The organism is Edaphobacter sp., assembly GCF_028283685.1.
GTDB lineage: Bacteria > Acidobacteriota > Terriglobia > Terriglobales > Acidobacteriaceae > Edaphobacter.
This window is the reverse complement of sequence record NZ_JAPWKF010000007.1, coordinates 848,791-867,503: the sequence shown is the minus strand read 5'-3', so window position 1 is coordinate 867,503 and position 18,713 is coordinate 848,791. Positions and strand designations below refer to the sequence as shown.

Here is an 18,713-nt window from a genome sequence, read left to right as displayed (position 1 = left end):
ATAGAGACATCATCCAGGCGATGTGGTGGGCCCGTAGCGAGCACTACAGGCCCACCCTGCTTCTCTTCAGCGCTTAGGGGGCAGGGTGCCCAGTGGGGGCCTTCTCCGGAGTTGTTAGCGGCTTGCTGATCTCGTCCAGATAGGCCGTTGAGCCGTCGATGCGCTCGAGCACCGGGTAGAGCTCTCCACCGTGATAGTCGATGCTGGCCGTGGAGACGAAGGTATCCATCTGCAGAATCAGGTGAATCGCTTCGGTCTTGCCCTTGGCATTACGGATCGCCTCTTTGAGCGCGTCAGCGGAGAAGATGTTGCCATCGACCGCCAGGATCTTCGCTCCAGGAGCGATGTTGGCCTTGTCTGCCGGAGAACCCCAGCGAACGTCCGAGATAACGCCATCGGAGCTAAGCCGCAGTCCCAGCGAGTACCAGGTGTTGAGGCCACCGCGCCGCCCTCCTGTCGAAGCCATCGTCTTCTCCGAGGCGCTGGGCTTGTCGTGGAAGACAAGCTTGTAGCCGCCGCGCTCGATGCCGCTTAGATCCGCGCGAGGATTGATGTTGTCGATACGCTCATGAATAAAGTTGGCCCAGTCGTAGGGCATCACCTGATTCAGATCGCCGATGAGCTGTTCCCGGGTGTAGGGCAGAATCTCAGGCCCTGTGTTGCCGCCCTTCGCCAGGAAGAGGTGGAAGAAATCTGTGAGCGATTTCTGTCCATTCGTCTTCTGCCGGATTAGTGTGTCTGCGTCGAGCCAGAACAGCTCGCCCTCCTGGTAGTAGTCCTGTCCGCGGCGCCAATTGGACCAGGCAGGATTGCCGCCACGCAGGATGCTGGCGGCGATTGCCGTATCTTCCGTTGAGCGCCACTGACGTCCAGGCTTGTAATCCAGGCTGGCGGCCGACATCGCGAGCATATCGCGATACTGGTCCTGGGACTTCAGTCCCGATCGCGCTGCCAGTACGTTGCCCATGTACTGCGTCAGGCCCTCATAGACCCACAGCAGCGATCCCTGCTGCATCTTGGCGAAATCGTCCTGGTAGAGGTTGTAGGGGCGGCGATATTTTCCGTTCCAGGAGTGCGTGAACTCGTGTGCGAGCAGGTCGGATTCGGCGAGCTGGTGAGCGTCGTCTGCGAAGCCCTTCTCGCCAACTCCGTTGTCGGAGGACTGACCATGCTCGAGGCCCTCGCCTCCCGCGACGTCTGAAAGAGTCAGCAGGAAGTGATAGGCGTTGTAGTGATGTGACCCATAGGCCGCCAGCGATTCCCGGACGAGATTGTTCAGCTCCACCAGCAGAGACGGGCGAAGATTAGAGTCTTCCGGGCCATCCGAGACGACATCGATGTAGTGCTTCGGTGAGACCTCGGGCGCCAGCGCAAATTCATGAAAATACTGGCCTGCGATGACGGGAGAATCTTCAAGCTGCTCAACATTGGTTGGGGCATAGCGGGTCGCGCCGCCCTTGGGACGCTGCGCATCGTATCCGTCAACGGGAGTAAGCGCCGTTCCGATACCCCAGCCCTTTGGAACAACGACGGTGGGTTGAATCGGAATCTCCTTCACCGGTGTCTTCGCGGGATAAAGAAGGAGCTTTTCCCATTCGAGGACGGCCATCTTCTGACTGACGCGCGAGGTTACGATGCAATCGAGATGAGCGTGCAGCGTCGTTACGCCGGCCGGGACCGTTACGTGGAACTGGTAAAGATCCTCGTCATCGCGCCGCCACGTAAGTGGCTTGCCGTTCGCTGTGAAGACAACTCCGGTGATGTCGTTGGCCGGCCCGGTGGGGCGGTGATTGCCCGGGATCCACTCCGGTGTCGTCAGCGAGACCGTTCCCGGCTTCACCGGGATATCGATCTCCGCGTGATAAAGCTTGCGCGGCGCGTCCGTGAGGTCGGCGGTGATCCGTATGGGCGCCTGTTGCGCCAGCAAGGCAGTGGTGGTGAGCAAGGGAAGGGCCAGGACGGCTGCACGATAAGTCATCTGTGGGGTAGAGGGTCCTCTCGTAAGGCGATGAAATAAAAGCCCTGAGTCGTTATGACTTCAGGGCGGTTTCCACGGCGGCGACGATCAGGGGATCGTCTGGCGTGATCTCAGGCGAGAAGCGATCGACGACATTTCCATTGCGATCGATGAGGAACTTCTCGAAGTTCCAGAGGATGCCGGGTTCCGGGTTGCTCGACGCTCCGTTGTGCTTGGCTGCGAGAAAGCCATTCAGGTTCTGCCGGAGGCCCTCGCGCGAATCGCCGGAGGCTTGGGGCCGCGCGGCAATCAACTCCTGATACAGGGGATGCGTCTCCGGGCCGGTGACGGCGATCTTGGAAAACATCGGGAAGTCGACGGAGAAGTTCGAGCGGCAGAAGGTCTGAATCTCTTCGTTCGATCCCGGCTCCTGTGCGCCAAAGTCGTTGGCCGGGAATGCGCAGACGACCAGACCGGCGTCTTTGAAGCGCGAGTACAGCTGCTCAAGCGCGGTGTACTGCCCGGTGAGGCCACATTGGGAGGCAACGTTCACCAGCAGAAGAACCTTGCCGCGATAAGCGCCAAGGCTGGTGGGTTCGCCGGTGATGTCGTGTACTGGAATCTCGTAGATGTTCGCCATGCATTCAGTGTAGCGCTGTCTGTTTTTGCTGGAGTTTCGTCCCTCGCTTGACAGAGGCAGTACTATCGAATACGGCCATGTCTTTTTTTGATGTACTTTTCGGACGGCCGCTGGCGACCAGCGATGAACGCGCCGAGCATATCGGAGTCGCAGCGGGAATTCCTATCTTTGGGCTAGACGCCCTCACCAGTGCCGCATACGGACCGGAAGCAGCGATGACTCTGCTGATCCCCTTGGGGGTCGCAGGACTCGATCACATCGTTCCCGTCATTACGGCGATTCTCATCCTGTTGACGATCGTATTTTTTAGCTATCGGCAGACGATTGAGGCTTACCCGGCAGGCGGCGGTTCCTATACCGTGGCTACCGAGAACCTCGGCCATGGGGCAGGTCTCCTGGCCGCAGCGGCGCTGATGATCGATTACATCCTGACGGCCGCCGTGGGTATCTCTGCCGGTGTGACGGCGCTGACCTCCGCCGTGCCGTCGCTGCATCATCACACGCTATCCATCTGTCTTGTCATCCTGGCGATCCTTGCGATCGTTAATCTGCGTGGTGTGAAGGATACGGGCGCGGCGTTCATTCTGCCGACATTCTTCTTTGTGGTGACCCTGCTGGCGCTGGTCGTTGTCGGCGGAGTCAAGGCCTACATGAGCGGCTGGCATCCTGCGTATGTCATTGCCCCCCCTCCGGCGCTGCCGGCGACGATGAAGTACCTCAGCCTGTGGCTGCTGATGAAGACCTTTGCCAGCGGCTGCGCTGCGATGACAGGTGTTGAGGCCGTCTCCAACGGCGTGATGGCGTTTCAGGAGCCTCGCCCGAAGAACGCGAAGACGACGCTCACCATCATCGTCGCAACCCTGATCGTGCTGCTGTTCGGCATCGCATGGCTATCGAAGGCCTATGGCGTGACGGCCATGGAGCCTGACGCCCACAACTACCAGAGCGTACTGAGCATCCTGACACAGGCTGTCTTTGGCCGTGGATGGTTCTATTACTTCACGATGGGCAGCGTGTTGATGGCGCTCTCGCTGAGCGCGAACACAGCGTTCGCAGACTTTCCTCGTCTGGCGCGTGCCATCTCGATGCACGACTACCTGCCGCATGTCTTTACGCTGCGCGGACGTCGTCTCCTCTATACGCACGGTGTCTATGCGCTGACAGGATTCACCGCCGTCATCCTGATCCTCTTCGGTGGTGTCACGGACAAGTTGATTCCGCTCTATGCCATCGGCGCCTTCCTCGCATTCACACTCTCGCAGGCCGGCATGGTGGTCCACTGGCTGAAGATGGACAAGCATCCCGGCCGGATGTGGCATATGTTCGTCAACGCCTTCGGAGCAGTGGCGACAGGCATCACGCTGATCGTTGTACTGGTTGCGAAGTTTACAGCGGGCGCATGGGTAACGGCGCTGCTGATTCCGGTGCTGATTGTCCTGATGATGGTCGTCAAGCGCCATTACACCCGTGTGAAGCGCGAGATGCAGGACATGACTCCGCTAAGCCTGGCTAACTTGCAGCAGCCGCTTGTAGTCATTCCCATGGCACGCTGGGATCGTATCGCGGAAAAAGCTCTACGCTTCGGCCTGTTGATGTCCAAGGATCTGAAGATCGTCCACATTCACTCCGAGGATGAAGATGCCAGTATCGAGGCGGAGTGGGAGGAGAAGATTCTCGCACCCATCCGACAGGAAAAGCTCTCCGAGCCTGAGCTGGTGTCGATCTCGTCGACGTACCGGTTCATCATCAATCCGCTGATGGATTACATCCTTGAGCTGGAGTCGGAGAATCCCGGTCGCAAGGTAGCTGTACTACTGCCGGAGCTGGTTGTCCGGCACTGGTGGGAGAATCTGCTGCACAACCAGCGCGTTCAGCTGTTGAAGCTGCTGCTGCTGGTGAAGGGCAATCAGCGGATCGTGGTGGTCAATATCCCGTGGTATCTGTAAGCGAGCGAGGCGGCGACTAAACTGTCGTCGCCTTTGCTGCTTGATACGTGGGTGAGAGCGTACGCAGGTGTGCCACAGCCTCAGGAAGAATACGCAGCACATCGTCGACCTCTGCCTCAGTGGTCAGCTTCGACAGCGAGAACCGGATGGTGGCGCGTGCGCGTGCGGGCGACAGTCCCATTGCGGTCAGCACGTGCGACGGCTCCGATGCGCCGGACTGGCAGGCGCTTCCTCCGCTGACCGAGATGCCCTTGAGATCCAGGGCGATAAGGAGTGCCTCAGCCTCCACGTGATCGAAGTAGATGCTCGTCGTGTTGGCGACGCGAGATGATGCTCCGCTATTGACGCCTGTTTCGTCGACGGCAGCCAGAATGCCTTTTTCGAGGCGGTCCCTCCGTGCAGCCAACTTCGTTGGGCCATCGCCCTTGAGCCATTCCGTGCCGATCTCGACGGCCTTGCCGAAGGCAACGATGCCTGGGACGTTCTCGGTGCCTGCGCGGCGCTGGCGCTCATGCGATCCGCCATGAAACATCGGCGAGAGCCGTACGTTACGCCGCACGTACAGAATGCCTATTCCTTTGGGAGCAAAGATCTTGTGGCCGGAGAGTGTGAGCATGTCGACGTCTTTCAGCAGGCCATGCGCGCTGACGTCCAGCGACAGCTTGCCACCGGCCTGGACTGCGTCCGTATGAAACAGTGCGCCGCCAGCGTGAGCGATTCCTGCCAAGGCGTCGATCGGCTGGATCACCCCGGTTTCATTATTGGCGTACATGATGCTGACCAGCTTGGTGTTCGGCTTGAGAGCCGCAAGCAGCTCTGCCGGCTCGACGATGCCTTCTGCCGTGACCGGAAGGAAGGTGACCTCGACGCCTCGCGACTCGAGGGAGTGGGCGGCATGCAGTACAGCATGGTGCTCGATCGAAGAGGTGACGAGATGGTCGCCGGGCGAGAGCACGCCGAAGATGGCGAGGTTGTCGCTCTCCGTGCCTCCTGAGGTGAAGACAACCTCTGCTGGACGGCAATGCAGCATGCGTGCAACGGCCTCACGCGCATGATCGACGGCGGCGCGGGCGTGCTGGCCCTGCTGGTGAATGGAGCTGGCGTTGCCGTAGTGTTCCAGATAAAACGGACGCATCGCCTCGAAGACCTCGGGAAGCAGAGGCGTCGTCGCGTTGGCGTCAAGATAGATGCGGTGCATTTCTCCATTTTACTTCCAGTGCTCTAAAACAGCCTGATTTGGGACGAAGCTACGGCTGGCGGATGGCCGAATCTGATAGGCTGAGCCCGGTTCCTTTCCATTTTTCAACGATTTCTTAGCGACGAACGGAGAACACGACGATGTTGAAGCGGATGGTGGTTGCAGTAGCACTCGTAGCCTGTACAAGCCTGAATTCCCAGGCGCAGATGACGCCGGCACAGAAGATTACGCCGGGAACGATGGTCGATCCGGCCAAGTCGTTCGACGCTGCCCTGACGGCGTTTGAAGACCAGTTCATGGGCCTTGCCAAGGCGATGCCTGCCGAGAAGTACAGCTTCGCTCCCAGCGCCGCGATCTTCGCCGCCTCGCAGAAGACTGACTACCTCTCCCCGAACAACCAGGGTGTGCGCGGCTTCGGGCAGATGGTGGTTCATGTCGCCCAGGCGAACTACTTCTACGGTGGCATGCTCAGCGGTCTCAAGCCCGATGTCGACGTGAAAGCGTTGGCGGAGCTGAAGGATAAGGACCAGATCGTTGCAGCCCTGGAGAAGTCCTTCGAGTTCGTGCATAAGTCCATCGGCACGCTGACGGTGCAGAATGCCTTCGAGAGCGTCCGTGGATCGCAGACCCGCGTCAGCCTCGCGGGTGGCGTTATCGCACACGGCTTCGATCACTATGGGCAGCTTGCAGAGTACTTGCGGATGAACGGCGTCATTCCGCCGGCCAGCGACAAGAAATAACCTAACGATCAAAAGCGAAGGGAGCAGCCGCATCGGCTGCTCCCTTTTGTGTCTCTGCCGTCGGTTAGCGTTCGGCGATCGGTGTGTAAGGCGAAGGATAAGCGGGGCCGACGTACTCCGCGCGAGGACGGATCAGGCGATTGTCGTCGTGCTGTTCGATGACGTGGGCTGTCCAGCCGGCGATACGGCTTACTGCAAAGATCGGCGTGAACAGATCGATGTCGATACCGAGCAGCGTGTAGGTCGACGCCGAGTAGAAGTCGACGTTCGCATTCAGCTTCTTCTGCTCCTTGACGAAGAGTTCGATCTTGCGCGACATCTCGAACCACTTCATATTTCCTGCCGTGCGGCTCAACTCCTCGGACATGCGGCGAAGGTGGGTCGCGCGCGGGTCTTCGGTGTGATAAACACGATGCCCGAAGCCTGAGATCTTCTTCTTGTCCGCGAACATCTGCCGCACGTACTCCGCCGGATCTGCCCCAGCCTTATCAATCGCGTAGAGCAGGCGCATCGTTGCCTCGTTGGCACCGCCATGAAGCGGTCCCTTCAACGCGCCGATGGCGCCGGTGATGGCGGAGTGGATGTCGGCGAGCGTGGCCGCGATGACGCGGGCCGCGAAGGTGCTGGCATTCAGCTCATGGTCCGCGTGCAGGATCAGCGCAATATCAAATGTGTGTGCTGCCGTCTCGGAGGGCTTTTCGCCGTTCAGCATCCACAGAAAGTTTGCCGCGTGTGAGAGGGAGGGATCAGCCTCAACGACAGACTTTCCTTTGCGGATTCTGTCGAAGGTCGCAACGATCATGGCGATCTGCGACGTCAGCCGGTAAGCCTTGCGGACGTTGGCCTCGTGCGAGTTGTCCTTCTCGTCGGCATCGTAAAGGCTCAGCAGCGAGACGGCCGTGCGCAGAATCTCCATGGGCGAGCCGGTCGTCGGCACGCTACGCAGAAAATCGACGACCTTCGGGTCGAGAGTACGGGCTGCTGCAAGCTCCTTCGTGAAGGCCGCAAGCTCCGCCAGATTCGGAAGACGCCCAAACCAAAGAAGATAGGCGGTCTCTTCAAAAGTGGAGTGCTGAGCCAGTTCGTGAATGTCGATTCCACGGTAGGAGAGAACGCCAGCATCGCCGTCGATCCAGCAGATCGATGAAGAGGTAGCAACAATACCTTCAAGGCCCTTCGGTGCGACGGCAGTAGCCATAATGTAAATCTCCAAAACGAATTACAAATGGTTATAGCGCAGCCAGGAAAAGATTGTCACGGCAGGTGGGCGAATATCGGTTTCGCTGTGCGATGTTTAAGCCTCTGGCAACACGCCTGCCCGAAAGGGATGAAAGGGGGACAGCTCCACGCTGGGAGCCTTGCCTGCCAGCAGCTGACTCATAACATAGGCCGTGCCGGGGGCCAGCATGATGCCATTCCGATAATGTCCCGCGGCGATAAAGTGGTTCGGTGAGACCTCGCCCAGCAGCGGAAGCCTGTCGACGGTCGATGGTCGAAGCCCAGCCCAGGTCTCCAGTTCTGGTGCCTCCGCTACTGCCGGTAGTAGATCGGCTGCAAGCTGACGGAGGCGCGCGATGTCCTCGGGGTGAACTTTTTTATCGAACCCGGCGTCCTCAACTGTGGCTCCGACGATCCATCGTGTGCGTGCCGGGTCGGCTGTACGCGGCACAATATAGATCTCAGGTGTCCGGATGACGACATGCAGCGGCTGCGAAGGACTGGCGGCTACCGCCAGCATCTGGCCCTTGCGAGGCCTCGGACGAAGGTGCGCCGGAATTGTGGGGGTAAAGCCCCAGGCGCCGGTACAGTCGACGAAGCGGGATGCGGTGAGCGATTCATCGTCGGTGTGAATCTCAACGCCACGTGAGCTGGATCGTGCCAGGCGGATCGGGGTCTGCGTGTGCAGGGAGATCGAGGTGGCGCGTACGGCGGTGAGCAGCGAAACGGCAAGTTCACGCGGGTTCAGGCTGTTTTCATCTAACAGGATGAACGGCTGGGAGGAGGAGCGAAGCTCCGGCACGAGCAGACGTATCGTCTGTTCGGAGATCGTAGGAATGCCGGGCAGCGGCTTGCGTCCAGCTCCGAGTCCCTGGAGGGTTGTGCTGGTATGCAGCGAGACGACCGACCTTGAAAGCTCGAACAGCTTGTTGAGGAACGCTGGATAGCGGGAGATGCTCAGCTTCGACAGTTCGAGCAGAGCGAGCGGATTCTCCGGGTCGTAGGCGGCCAGCATGCCGGCTGCGGCGGTCGAAGCCTCGGCAAGTGGATCGCCCTGGTCGTAGACGGCTACACGCGCGCCTCGTTGGTGCAGCTCCAGGGCCAGCGAGAGACCGATGATCCCGGCTCCGGCGATGCAGACATCAGGGTGAGACATGAATTCAGTCTAGTTTGGTTTGCAAAACGATATAGTTTGGAATGAACGTTTAGCGCACGAAAATTGTCGTGATGTCTCGGGCCGCAAAACGTCTTACGTTCATGCTTCTGTAAGGAGAAAGCGATGAGTGAAGAAGAATATGTAGAGCAGCGGTCGGTCTCCGGAGCCCTGCTGGGCGCAGTAGCTGTAGCGCTGCTGGCAGGCCTTGGAGGTCTTTTTTGGTGCTACAGCATTCAGAAAGATCTGGGCGACACACAGAAGAAGCTGACGGTTGAGGTGCAGAAGAACGGTGACCTTACACAGAAGCTGGAGGCGACGAACGCACGTCTGCGCGCTACCAGCGAGACACTCGGCCAGAGCGTCGGCATGACGCAACGCCAGATTGAGCTTCGCACGCAGAACATCATCTCCCAGCAGAGAGCGGCCGAGGCCAAGATGCAGGAGGCGCAGGCGGCGACTCAGAAGCAGATCGGAGCTGTTTCGACCGAGGTCTCCAGCGTTAAGACAGACGTGGGCGGCGTCAAGACCGATGTTGCCGCCACCAAGACTGATCTCGAGCAGACCAAGACACAGCTGACGCGCGTGGTTGGCGACGCCGGTGTGATGAGTGGCCTGATCGCCAAGAATCACGACGAGGTTGAGATCCTGAAGCACAGAGGGGATCGAAACTACTACGAGTTCACTCTGCAGAAGGGCGCTCAACCCACGTTGCTGTCGACGATCAAGCTGCAGTTGAAGAAGGCTGACCAGAAGCACTCCCGCTACACGCTGAACGTCAGTGCTGACGACAGGGTGATCGAGAAGAAGGACAAGGGGCTCGACGAGCCGGTGCAGTTCTATACCGGTAAGGATCCCGCGCTGTTTGAACTGGTTGTGAACTCGATCGATAAGAACAAAGTCACGGGCTATCTTTCAACGCCGAAGAACAAGGCCGTCTCGCAATAGCGAAGTGGCTGTAGACGCAGAACGGGGGACGCTGATCGCGTCCCCCGTTTTTGCTTTGCCTTGGTTGAAACTACTTTTTCTTTGCGGTCTTCTTAGCTGACTTCTTGACTGCTTTCTTAGCTGCCTTCTTGGTTGCCATTTGCCTATTCTCCCTAGTGATTAGACATGGACCCTTCAACAAGCTGCATTGCAGCTAACGAAGGTATAGTTTTACGAAAATTAACTGTCAAGAGAAATCGAATGCTTCGCCGATTTTTTTTAGGCTCGTTCTGGGAGTACACAACGAAGCGAAACGGCGTCTCACACTTTGGCGTTACAAAGAATATGTTGTGCTGTGAGATGGCGCGAAGCGGAAGCTGTTTGATGGATGCTCTGCGATGGAGGACTTCATGAGAAACGACGTTGCAATCGTGTCCGCTGTGCGAACTCCTGTCGGCAAGTTTCAGGGAGCCCTCTCGCAGCTTTCCGCTATCGAACTTGGTGCCGTTGCCGTGCAGCATGCAGTGCAAAAGGCCAATATCGACGCGGCTTCTGTCGATGAGTGCATCATGGGTTGTGTGATTGCCGCAGGCCTGGGACAGAACCCCGCGCGGCAGGCAGCATTGCAAGCTGGGCTTGCCGACAGGGTCTCTGCGCTCACCATCAACATGGTGTGCGGCAGCGGATTGCGTGCTGTGGCGCTCGCGGCGCAGAGCATCTTGTGTGGAGACAATGAGATCGTCGTCGCCGGTGGAATGGAGTCGATGTCGAATGCTCCGTATCTTCTTCCGACTGCCCGTAAAGGAATGCGGATGGGCGATGCCACGGCTGTCGATGCCATGATCCAGGACGGACTCTGGTGCGCCTGCGATCATCAGCACATGGGCATGACCGCAGAGCTGGTTGCGGAACAGTTTCATATCACGCGAGAGCAGCAGGATGGTTACGCGCTCGAGTCACATCGTCGGGCGGCGGCGGCGCGGCGCGAACATCGCTTCGACAGCCAGATCGTTCCCGTTACTGTGCCCGGCGTCAGAAAAGGTGCAAGCGCGACTGTCGTGACAAACGATGAAAGCATTCGCGAGGACGCATCGATCGAGACGCTTGCCTCGCTACGGCCTGCCTTCAAGAGCGATGGCACGGTGACGGCTGGGAATGCTCCTGGTGTAAACGATGCTGCTGCGGCTGTGGTTGTGATGTCAGCAGGAAGAGCCAGGGAGATCGGGCTTAAACCGCTGGTCACCATCAAAGCGCAGGCAGTCAGCGGCATCGCTCCCAGGTGGGTGATGATGGCGCCAGTCATCGGAGTGCAGCGTGTGCTTGAGCGGGCCGGGTGGGATCGCGATTCCGTGGACCTCTACGAGTTGAACGAGGCCTTCAGCGTTCAGGCTATTGCGGTTGCAAGAGAACTGGGGCTTCCATTGGACAGGATCAATGTGAACGGCGGAGCGGTCGCCATCGGTCATCCCATCGGCGCCAGCGGTGCGCGCGTCCTCGTCACACTGATTCACGAGATGGTGCGGCGCGATGCGAAGCGTGGTGTCGCTGCCCTCTGTCTGGGCGGAGGGAACTCGGTTGCTCTGGCCGTGGAGAGAGAATAGAGAATGAAGTCCGTTCGCCGTTTTGATGGCAAGGTCACCGACTACGATCGTTACCGTGAACGCTATGCACCGGATGTGTTGTTGCCCATCCTGCGGCAGCACTGCGGTCTGGTGCCGGAGTGGCTGATCGCTGACGTCGGCGCAGGTACCGGTATGCTGGCCGATGTCTTTCTATCGAACGGCAACCCTGTTGTTGCCGTTGAGCCGAACGCAGAGATGCGCGACACCTGCACGGAGCTTCATCGTGGAATGACGCTGACGATCGTGGATGGGATCGCGGAGCAGACAGGACTTCCCGACCACTCCGTCGACCTGGTAACCGCAGGCCGCGCTATGCACTGGTTTGATCCGGAACGATCCATGGCGGAGTTTCGCCGCATCCTTAAGTCAGATGGATGGATTGCCATCATCGCGCTGGGACGCACGGAGAAAGGTCGCGAGGAGAATATTCTGCTGGAACAGCTCCTGCGTCAATTCTCCCCCGAGCACGCTGACACCCATGCCGGCTACTCCATCTATCGCAGTCTGGAGACGTATCTGACACGCGATCTCTATCGACGCGAGATCCTCTCCTCCATGAAGCTGGACTGGGAGGCGCTGCACGGCATGGTGATGTCGCTTTCGCACGCTCCGTCGCGCGAGGCTGATAACTATGCCGCGTTCGAAACCGCTCTGCGCTCGCTTTACGAAGGGTACGCTTCAAACGGCAGCTTCGTGCTTGAGTCGCGATACTGGATCAACATCGGCAGGCTTCCGCGATAGGGAAGCACTTTTAACACTCGATGACATTCAGAGCGAGACCTGCCAGCGATGTCTCCTTGTAGCGCGACTGCATATCAAGACCGGTCTGATACATGGTCGCGATCACCTGATCGAGCGATAGCTTGTGGCCGCCGGTCTCGTGCATTGCCATGCGTGCGGCGTTGATGGCTTTTACGGCACCCATGCCGTTGCGTTCGATACAGGGAATCTGTACCAGCCCTCCGATGGGATCGCAGGTCATGCCGAGGTTATGCTCCATGGCGATCTCGGCAGCGTGTTCCACCTGCTGGTTGGTTCCACCCAGAGCGGCAACCAACCCGCCGGCTGCCATGGAACAGGCCACGCCAACCTCGCCCTGGCAACCAACCTCGGCGCCGGAGATGCTGGCGTTCTCCTTATAGAGAATGCCGATAGCGGCGGCGGTCAAGAAGTAGCGCAGTAGGCCCTCGTCGCTGGCCTCGGACGTAAAGCGTTGATAGTAGTGTGCGATGGCCGGGATGACCCCGGCGGCTCCATTGGTGGGAGCGGTGACCACGCGCCCGCCCGCGGCGTTCTCTTCATTAACGGCCATGGCATAGACCGTGACCCAGTCGAGCGGCGCTAAGGGGTCGCGCGCGCCCTCTGTCTCCAGGCGGCGTGCAAGCCTCGGCGCGCGGCGTCGAACATTCAGGCCGCCCGGAAGAATACCCTCCGTTGCCAGTCCGCGTTCCGTGCACTGCCGCATCGTTCTCCAGAGAGACAGAATGCTCTGCTTGACGCGCTCCTCGGGCGAGGCCGTCTCGCTGTCGCCAGTGGTCGATGGACGCGTAATGGATTCGTCCGCAAGCAGAGCGACCTCATTCGCCAACAGAAGCTCCGCGATGCCGATCCTGTTTTCCGTGGCGATGCGCAACAGTTCGGCAGCACTCGAAAAGGGGAAGGGAACTGAGCGCGCTGTCGTTGAAGTATTGGCCAGCTGAGCCTCGAACTGTTCGGACGAGAGGATGAAGCCGCCACCGACGGAATAAAAGATCTCCTGGGCGAGGATTCCTTCCTGCGTAAAGGCAGTGAAGCGCATGCCGTTGGGATGAGTCGGCTGCTCTGCATCGGGATACATCTGATCGCGATGAAAGAGAAGGTCGTTTGCTTCGACAAATGGAATCGCCTCACGATCGAGGAGGTATAGCGTTCCGGTGTCGCGTACGGCTGCCAGCTCCGCGTCGATCACGCTCGGATCGACGGTGTCCGGAGCCTCACCCATCAGCCCAAGCAGGATGGCGCGGTCGGTGCCGTGTCCGTGGCCGGTCAATGCAAGAGAGCCGTAGAGGTTGACGGTGACGCGTTCAACACGATCAAGCTGTTCTGCGAGGTCGAGTGACTGGACAAAGCGCAACGCTGCCCGCATGGGGCCAACCGTGTGAGAGCTGGAGGGGCCGATGCCGATCTTGAAGAGCTCGAAGAGGCTCGTGTTCACGAAGTTATTGTAGGCGCGATGCCCACTCTGTCCCAAGGAGGTTGTGAGGTATGAGCTGGTGATTCTACGACCTTTGTGCCACAGGGAAGCGAGCCGTTGCGATGCTATACTCGGCGCACACTTTCCGCCTCAAGGATTCATCAGGCACATAGAATGCTCTTCAAGGCCCGCAGCGCTGCTGTCTACGGAATCGACGCACATCTCATCGACGTCGAAATTGACTTCTCGCAGATCAAGATCGATAAAGAGACCTTCAGTACGGTCGGGCTTCCGGACGCCGCTGTGCGCGAGAGCCGCGATCGTGTTCGATCGGCTATCAAAAATTCTGGCTTCGAGATTCCACCCACCCGCATCACCATCAACCTGGCTCCGGCTGATCTCAAAAAAGAGGGGTCGGGTTTCGATCTGCCGATCGCGATCGGGATTCTTGGAGCGTACGGTGCACTGACCATCAAGGATCTCTCCGACTTTCTTCTGGTGGGAGAGTTGGGCCTGGATGGCACTGTACGCGCTGTGCCCGGTGCGCTTCCTATCGCAGTCGCTGCACGGGCCAACGGCATCAGGCATCTGGTGGTGCCTGCGAAGAATGCGCGTGAGGCTGCGGTGGTCGAAGGCGTGAATGTCTACCCGGTTCACAGCCTGCTTGAGGTGCGAGAGCTGCTTAATGCCACGGCGAGCGGAACGCCTCCACTTCCGATGGCCTTTCAGCCAGGCGCCCTGCTTGAAGAGACGCAGCACTTTGCCTTCGACTTTAAAGATGTTCGCGGTCAGCATGTCGCCAAGCGTGCGCTGGAGGTTGCCGCCGCCGGTGGCCACAACATCCTTATGATCGGGCCGCCGGGCTCCGGCAAGACGATGCTCGCCAAACGCCTGCCTTCCATTTTGACGCCCTTGAAGTTTGAAGAAGCACTGGAGACGACGAAGATTCATTCCGTCGCGGGAGTGCTCGACGCTGAGCAGGGCCTGGTGACGCAGCGTCCGTTTCGCTCGCCGCACCACACGATCTCGGACGCCGGTCTGATCGGTGGCGGCATCGTACCTCGCCCGGGCGAGGTCTCGCTGTCACACAATGGCCTTCTCTTTCTGGACGAACTCCCGGAGTTCCCCCGCAATGTCCTCGAGGTGCTGCGTCAGCCGTTGGAAGATGGCACGGTGACCATTGCGCGTGCCTCAATGAGTCTCAGCTTTCCCGCGCGCTTCATGCTGGCCGCCGCCATGAATCCCTGCCCATGCGGCTACTTTAATGACAAGCGAAGGGAGTGCATGTGTACTCCTCCCATGATCCAACGATATGTCTCGAAGGTTAGTGGACCTCTACTCGATCGCATCGATATCCATATTGAGGTCCCCGCCGTGGAATACAAGGAGCTGCGCGGCGGTGCGGCGACCGAGGGTTCTGCCGAGATTCGCGAGCGCGTGCTGTCAGCCCGCCGCCGGCAGCATGATCGCTTCAGCGCCGCGAAGCCTGCAGCCCGGACCGCGGCGCGCCAGATTTACTCCAACTCCCAGATGCTCACTCAGCAGATCCGGACATTCTGCGCCCTCCAGCCGGATGCGGAGAGGTTGCTGGAAAGGGCGATGCAGCAGCAGGGGCTGAGCGCCCGGGCCCACGACCGTATCCTCAAGGTGGCACGGACGATCGCAGATCTGGCGGGATCGGAGCTGGTGCTGACCCCACATATCGCGGAGGCCATTCAGTATCGGACGCTGGACCGAAGTTACTGGTCCTAACCTGTTGAAAATAAGTGGATAAATTGCGGATTTTTCCGGGAGGTTCCGGTTTTCAGTTACGACATGCGGGCGGTGGATGGGGAAGGCCAATGAAACCGACGGTCAGTCATCAGAAATTCACTTTATAGAAGTTTTCTTTCCACAGACTTCCAAAATAAATATTGACCTTGACCTCAATAAGATTTACTTTTCTTGAGGTCGAGGTTGTTCCCGGCGGGTCCAGTGGGCCTGTGCACGATACGGGTAGCCCGGTTACAGCGCCCGTGTGTCGTAATTGCGGGCAGCTCTTCTCTGCTTGCTTTGCTGATACCTCAGGCGCTGGTCGCTGGCGAAATAAAGGGCAGACAGGGTAGTGACAACGTATCCCCTTTAGTGGGAATGCGGTACATGATTTGTGTTCGATTTTGGCATTAAACAGTTTTGATTGAATTATTTACAGAATTATTGCGGAACCCTTCGTGAGGGAGCTGCGTCAAATACAGTGTGACGTCGGAAACAATGACCTTCGGGTCATCGGTTGAAAACTTCTTGAAAGTCAAGAAGCAGCAGGACAAAGATTGCGAGCAGTGCCCGGTGTTGAACGCTCATCTGCCCGCGACAAAGATTGAAGAATTAAGGAGAAGATGATGCGCTCAGATCTGATTTTTGGAGCACTCACCCACGTGAAGAACCGTTATGAGCTTTGCCAGCTCGCCTCCAAGGCGACCCGTAAGCTCCACAAGCCCAACACCCGCCTCCAGGACACGACGAACGAAGTCCTTGACCGTTTCAAGGACGCAGCTCCGATGAACGGCCAGGCTGAAGCCCCGGTCGAAAAGATTCAGGTTCAGGATCGCCGCGCGGCATAACGCGCGGCAGTTCCATCGTTCATTGCTATTTTTTTCGCAGGAAAAGCATTTTCTCAACTTCGGGGAGACCCTATAATCTCCCGAAAGCAGCAAAGAAGTTCTGCAGGTCCTTTCCGCAATACCCCTCCGTAGCAGATCCCGCCCCTACAGCATTCCAATCCCTCCTATCTATCTCAAGGTAAAAATGACCATTTCTGAGTTGAAAGAACACAATATTGCAGAGCTTGGTAAGCTCGCACGTGGCCTCGATATCGCTGGCACCAGCGGTCTCCGCAAGCAGGACCTTATCTTCAAGATTCTGCAGGCGCAGAGCGAAAAAGAAGGCCACATCTTCGCCGAAGGCGTCCTGGAGATTCTTCCCGACGGCTACGGCTTTCTCCGGTCTCCCGATTACAACTACCTGCCTGGTCCCGACGACATCTATGTTTCACCGTCCCAGATCCGCAAGTTCGACCTGAAGACCGGCGACACGATCTCCGGTAACGTCCGTCCCCCGCACGAGGGCGAGAAGTACTTTGCGCTGGTCAAGATCGAGGCGATCAACTTTGAGTCGCCCGAAGAGACCCGCAACAAAATTCTCTTTGACAACCTCACCCCTCTGTACGCAGAGGAGCGCGTCAAGATGGAGACGGTCCGCGACAACATCTCCGGCCGAGTAATGGACCTGCTCACCCCGGTGGGCAAGGGGCAGCGTGGTTTGATCGTCGCTCCGCCGCGCACCGGTAAGACGATGCTGCTGCAGTCGATTGCGAACTCGATTACGGCCAATCATCCAGAAGTCGTCCTGATCGTTCTGCTCATCGACGAGCGTCCGGAAGAAGTTACGGATATGCAGCGTTCGGTGAAGGGCGAGGTTATCAGCTCGACCTTCGACGAGCCGGCTGCCCGTCACGTCCAGGTGGCCGAGATGGTCATCGAAAAGGCCAAGCGCCTGGTCGAGCACAAGCGCGATGTCGTGATTCTGCTGGACTCGATCACCCGTCTGGCCCGCGCCTACAACACCATCGTTCCGCCGAGCGGCAAGGTTCTCTCGGGCGGTGTGGACTCCAACGCGCTGCAGCGTCCGAAGCGCTTCTTCGGTGCCGCCCGCAACATCGAAGAGGGCGGTTCGCTGACCATCATCGCCACGGCGCTGGTCGATACCGGCTCCAGGATGGACGAGGTTATCTTTGAAGAGTTCAAGGGTACCGGCAACATGGAAGTCATCCTCGACCGCAAGCTGGTCGACAAGCGCGTCTTCCCGGCGATCGACATTCAGCGCTCCGGCACGCGTAAGGAAGAGTTGCTGATTCCGAAGGAAGACCTGCAGCGCATCTGGGTGCTCCGCAAGGTTCTCAACCCCCTCAGCCCGGTGGAAGCGATGGAGCTTCTGACCGACAAGCTGGCGAAGACGAGGAACAACCAGGAATTCCTGCACAACATGAGCTCGATCTAAGGGCAATTAAAAAATCACCGGGTCCGGGTGGTGCTGGACCGGCGATGATGGGTGCGCTTCCTGGTGAAGCGCACCCATCCTTTTTAAAACGTCACCGCTTAAAACGTCACAGCACTCAGGACTCTAATCCGCTTCCTGATTAAGTTCGCCGCAGGTCCTGAAGCTTCTTGACCCGGTATCAGTCTTGTGCCAGCTGGAGCCTGATTCAACTTCAAGAAAAAAAGATAAGGCGCAGAGATGGGATCTGCGCCTTATCTTCAGGTGTGGGAGACACGCGTTCTTAGCGGTGTCCGCCCGAGGCGACCAGAGTCTCTCCGGTCAGCCATCCTGAATCAGACGATGCGAGGAAGACGGCGATTGGTGTCAGGTCGCTGACCTGTCCGATCCTGCCGAGAGGCGCATCGGCCTCAACGCCTTTCTGAAAATCCGAACCGATGAAGCCAGCGGTGTGCGTTCCCTCGGTTTCGATCATGCCGGGGTTCAGTGAGTTCACGCGGATCTTCTTCGCGCCAAGCTCCTTCGCCAGGACGGCGGTGATGGAATCAACCGCGCCCTTCGTCGCCGTATAAACCGAGCTCGTGGGCGGATTCAGCTCCGTGGCTGCTGATCCAACGTTGATAACGCTGCCACCGTCCTCGCCGAAGAGCTTGACCGCTTCGCGGGTTGCGAGCAGGGTGCCGAGAACATTCGTCTTGAAGAGGCGATTGAATAACTCGGTGTCGACGGTCTCGATGGGGGCGAACTGGTAGACACCGGCGTTGTTGACCAGGACGTCCAGCTTGCCGAAGGCCTTCTTCGTCTCGGCAAAGATGCGCACAACGTCGTCTTCCTTCGCTACATCACCCTGGACTGCGATGGCCTTGCCGCCGGTCTTGGTGATCTCGGTGACAATCTTCTCCGCGCCTTCCTTGCTGGACGCGTAGTTCACGACGACGGAAGCTCCCTCCGCGGCAAAGCCCTTTGCGATGTCCGCTCCGATACCCTTCGATGCTCCCGTAACCACTGCGACTTTACCTGTAAGCTTGCTCATCTCGTCTGCCTCAATCCTTTTGTCGATAATTAGACAACTGTCAAATTGATTCGGCAAGCCAGAACAAGATTCAG

At 58.6% G+C, this 18,713-nt stretch carries 15 protein-coding genes; 8 read left to right on the top strand and 7 right to left on the bottom strand.

Annotated elements, in window-relative coordinates:
- Positions 1 to 73: 73 nt before the first annotated feature.
- Positions 74 to 1,978, bottom strand: a complete 1,905-nt coding sequence (locus PW789_RS14465) for a M61 family peptidase (RefSeq protein ID WP_299377590.1) — start codon at positions 1,976 to 1,978, stop codon at positions 74 to 76.
- Between the two features lie 52 nt (positions 1,979 to 2,030).
- Positions 2,031 to 2,597, bottom strand: coding sequence for a glutathione peroxidase (locus PW789_RS14460; protein WP_299377588.1), 567 nt, complete (start codon positions 2,595 to 2,597; stop codon positions 2,031 to 2,033).
- A 77-nt stretch (positions 2,598 to 2,674) separates the two neighbouring features.
- On the opposite strand from PW789_RS14460, the gene PW789_RS14455 reads away from it, so the two are divergent.
- Positions 2,675 to 4,543, top strand: coding sequence for an APC family permease (locus tag PW789_RS14455; RefSeq protein ID WP_299377586.1), 1,869 nt, complete (start codon positions 2,675 to 2,677; stop codon positions 4,541 to 4,543).
- A 16-nt stretch (positions 4,544 to 4,559) separates the two neighbouring features.
- Here the strand turns inward: PW789_RS14455 and PW789_RS14450 are convergent, their stop codons facing one another.
- Positions 4,560 to 5,741, bottom strand: a complete 1,182-nt coding sequence (locus PW789_RS14450) for a cysteine desulfurase family protein (protein WP_299377584.1) — start codon at positions 5,739 to 5,741, stop codon at positions 4,560 to 4,562.
- 140 nt (positions 5,742 to 5,881) lie between these two features.
- On the opposite strand from PW789_RS14450, the gene PW789_RS14445 reads away from it, so the two are divergent.
- Positions 5,882 to 6,481, top strand: coding sequence for a DinB family protein (locus tag PW789_RS14445; RefSeq protein WP_299377582.1), 600 nt, complete (start codon positions 5,882 to 5,884; stop codon positions 6,479 to 6,481).
- A 64-nt stretch (positions 6,482 to 6,545) separates the two neighbouring features.
- Here PW789_RS14445 and PW789_RS14440 read toward each other — a convergent pair whose 3' ends face one another.
- Together PW789_RS14440 and PW789_RS14435 are read right to left on the bottom strand one after the other, a co-directional pair.
- On the bottom strand, positions 6,546 to 7,679 hold the full coding sequence (locus PW789_RS14440; protein WP_299377580.1) for a citrate synthase: 1,134 nt from the start codon (positions 7,677 to 7,679) through the stop codon (positions 6,546 to 6,548).
- A gap of 96 nt (positions 7,680 to 7,775) precedes the next feature.
- The gene (locus tag PW789_RS14435; protein ID WP_299377578.1) at positions 7,776 to 8,855 is read right to left on the bottom strand and encodes an FAD-binding oxidoreductase; all 1,080 of its coding nucleotides are present in this window, start codon (positions 8,853 to 8,855) and stop codon (positions 7,776 to 7,778) included.
- A 123-nt stretch (positions 8,856 to 8,978) separates the two neighbouring features.
- On the opposite strand from PW789_RS14435, the gene PW789_RS14430 reads away from it, so the two are divergent.
- The 3 genes from PW789_RS14430 to PW789_RS14420 all read left to right on the top strand — a co-directional run bounded on the left by PW789_RS14430 (position 8,979) and on the right by PW789_RS14420 (position 12,142).
- Positions 8,979 to 9,800, top strand: a complete 822-nt coding sequence (locus PW789_RS14430; RefSeq protein ID WP_299377576.1) for a hypothetical protein — start codon at positions 8,979 to 8,981, stop codon at positions 9,798 to 9,800.
- A gap of 389 nt (positions 9,801 to 10,189) precedes the next feature.
- On the top strand, positions 10,190 to 11,380 hold the full coding sequence (locus tag PW789_RS14425) for an acetyl-CoA C-acetyltransferase (RefSeq protein WP_299377574.1): 1,191 nt from the start codon (positions 10,190 to 10,192) through the stop codon (positions 11,378 to 11,380).
- A 3-nt stretch (positions 11,381 to 11,383) separates the two neighbouring features.
- The gene (locus tag PW789_RS14420; protein ID WP_299377572.1) at positions 11,384 to 12,142 is read left to right on the top strand and encodes a class I SAM-dependent methyltransferase; all 759 of its coding nucleotides are present in this window, start codon (positions 11,384 to 11,386) and stop codon (positions 12,140 to 12,142) included.
- A gap of 10 nt (positions 12,143 to 12,152) precedes the next feature.
- On the opposite strand, the gene PW789_RS14415 is transcribed toward PW789_RS14420, so the two are convergent.
- Positions 12,153 to 13,595 carry an L-serine ammonia-lyase gene (locus PW789_RS14415; RefSeq protein ID WP_299377570.1) on the bottom strand — a complete coding sequence of 481 codons (1,443 nt, stop codon included), beginning with the start codon at positions 13,593 to 13,595 and terminating at the stop codon, positions 12,153 to 12,155.
- Positions 13,596 to 13,748: 153 nt separating this feature from the next.
- On the opposite strand from PW789_RS14415, the gene PW789_RS14410 reads away from it, so the two are divergent.
- From PW789_RS14410 to rho, 3 genes are all read left to right on the top strand, one after another.
- A complete protein-coding gene (locus tag PW789_RS14410) occupies positions 13,749 to 15,326 on the top strand; it encodes a YifB family Mg chelatase-like AAA ATPase (protein WP_299377568.1) in 1,578 nt (525 codons plus the stop codon).
- 626 nt (positions 15,327 to 15,952) lie between these two features.
- A complete protein-coding gene (locus PW789_RS14405; protein WP_299377893.1) occupies positions 15,953 to 16,174 on the top strand; it encodes a DNA-directed RNA polymerase subunit omega in 222 nt (73 codons plus the stop codon).
- A gap of 184 nt (positions 16,175 to 16,358) precedes the next feature.
- Positions 16,359 to 17,609, top strand: a complete 1,251-nt coding sequence (gene rho / locus PW789_RS14400) for a transcription termination factor Rho (protein ID WP_299377566.1) — start codon at positions 16,359 to 16,361, stop codon at positions 17,607 to 17,609.
- 280 nt (positions 17,610 to 17,889) lie between these two features.
- Here the strand turns inward: rho and PW789_RS14395 are convergent, their stop codons facing one another.
- Positions 17,890 to 18,639: an SDR family NAD(P)-dependent oxidoreductase gene (locus tag PW789_RS14395; protein WP_299377564.1), complete on the bottom strand. Its 750-nt coding sequence runs from the start codon at positions 18,637 to 18,639 to the stop codon at positions 17,890 to 17,892.
- Positions 18,640 to 18,713: the final 74 nt, after the last annotated feature.

Bases quoted from the DNA above. Each gene is read 5' to 3' on its own strand.
- rho (WP_299377566.1), top strand. From the start codon at position 16,359: ATGACCATTTCTGAGTTGAAAGAACACAATATTGCAGAGCTTGGTAAG.
- PW789_RS14395 (WP_299377564.1), bottom strand. From the start codon at position 18,639: ATGAGCAAGCTTACAGGTAAAGTCGCAGTGGTTACGGGAGCATCGAAG.
- PW789_RS14435 (WP_299377578.1), bottom strand. From the start codon at position 8,855: ATGTCTCACCCTGATGTCTGCATCGCCGGAGCCGGGATCATCGGTCTC.
- PW789_RS14460 (WP_299377588.1), bottom strand. From the start codon at position 2,597: ATGGCGAACATCTACGAGATTCCAGTACACGACATCACCGGCGAACCC.
- PW789_RS14465 (WP_299377590.1), bottom strand. From the start codon at position 1,978: ATGACTTATCGTGCAGCCGTCCTGGCCCTTCCCTTGCTCACCACCACT.
- PW789_RS14440 (WP_299377580.1), bottom strand. From the start codon at position 7,679: ATGGCTACTGCCGTCGCACCGAAGGGCCTTGAAGGTATTGTTGCTACC.
- PW789_RS14425 (WP_299377574.1), top strand. From the start codon at position 10,190: ATGAGAAACGACGTTGCAATCGTGTCCGCTGTGCGAACTCCTGTCGGC.
- PW789_RS14420 (WP_299377572.1), top strand. From the start codon at position 11,384: ATGAAGTCCGTTCGCCGTTTTGATGGCAAGGTCACCGACTACGATCGT.
- PW789_RS14450 (WP_299377584.1), bottom strand. From the start codon at position 5,741: ATGCACCGCATCTATCTTGACGCCAACGCGACGACGCCTCTGCTTCCC.
- PW789_RS14445 (WP_299377582.1), top strand. From the start codon at position 5,882: ATGTTGAAGCGGATGGTGGTTGCAGTAGCACTCGTAGCCTGTACAAGC.
- PW789_RS14430 (WP_299377576.1), top strand. From the start codon at position 8,979: ATGAGTGAAGAAGAATATGTAGAGCAGCGGTCGGTCTCCGGAGCCCTG.
- PW789_RS14455 (WP_299377586.1), top strand. From the start codon at position 2,675: ATGTCTTTTTTTGATGTACTTTTCGGACGGCCGCTGGCGACCAGCGAT.
- PW789_RS14410 (WP_299377568.1), top strand. From the start codon at position 13,749: ATGCTCTTCAAGGCCCGCAGCGCTGCTGTCTACGGAATCGACGCACAT.
- PW789_RS14405 (WP_299377893.1), top strand. From the start codon at position 15,953: ATGCGCTCAGATCTGATTTTTGGAGCACTCACCCACGTGAAGAACCGT.